Origin of the sequence: Curtobacterium sp. MCBA15_007 (assembly GCF_001864905.1) — a bacterium.
GTDB lineage: Bacteria > Actinomycetota > Actinomycetes > Actinomycetales > Microbacteriaceae > Curtobacterium > Curtobacterium poinsettiae.
The window spans coordinates 1,905-2,745 of the sequence record NZ_MJGM01000039.1 but is presented as its reverse complement, the minus strand read 5'-3'; the positions used below and the strand labels follow the sequence as shown (position 1 = coordinate 2,745).

The following is an 841-nucleotide window of genomic DNA, read 5'->3' as shown; positions in this document are numbered from 1 at the left end:
ACGCTGGTGCAGGCCGATGCTCGGCTCGTCGAGCACGTAGAGCACGCCCGTCAGGCCGGAGCCGATCTGCGTCGCCAGACGGATGCGCTGTGCCTCGCCACCGGAGAGGCCACCGGCACCACGCGCCAGGGTGAGGTAGTTCAGACCGACCTCGAGCAGGAACTCGAGACGCGCGCGGATCTCACGCAGCACCGCCGCGGCGATGTGCGCTTCGCGGTCGGTCAGCGTCAGCTCGTCCATGAACGAGTACGCGTTGTCGAGCGACATGTCGGTGACGTCCGCGATGCTGCGGTCGTTCACCGTCACCGCGAGCACCTCGGGCTTGAGGCGGGTTCCCTCGCACACCGGGCACGGGACCTCGCGCAGGTAGCCCTGGAAGCGCTGCCGCTGCGAGTCCGACTCGGCCTCGGCGAACTTGCGCTCGATGTAGGGCATGACGCCTTCGAAGCCACTCGTGTACCGCATCTCGCGGCCGAAGCGGTTGCGCCAGGAGACCGAGACCTGGAAGTCCTTGCCGGTCAGGATCGACGCCTGGACCGCGGGGTCGAGCTGGTTCCACGGGGTGTCGAGCGAGAAGCCGAGCTCCTTGCCGAGGCCGCCGAGCAGCTTCTCGAAGTAGGAGTACAGCCCGCTGGTGCCGGTCCAGGGCAGCAGGACGCCGTCACGCAACGATGCCTCGGGGTCGCCGAGCACCAGGTCGGGGTCGACCGACATGCGCGTGCCGAGGCCGGAGCACTCGGGGCAGGCACCGAACGGGGCGTTGAACGAGAACGTCCGCGGCTCGATCTCGGTGAGCGCCAGGGGGTGGTTGTTCGGGCAGGAGAGGTTCTCGGAGTAGGTC

The 841-nt window shown here is 68.6% G+C and carries 1 pseudogene; it reads right to left on the bottom strand.

From position 1 onward, the window contains the following. A pseudogene (locus BIU95_RS13360) lies at positions 1–841 on the bottom strand (excinuclease ABC subunit A); the annotation flags it as partial.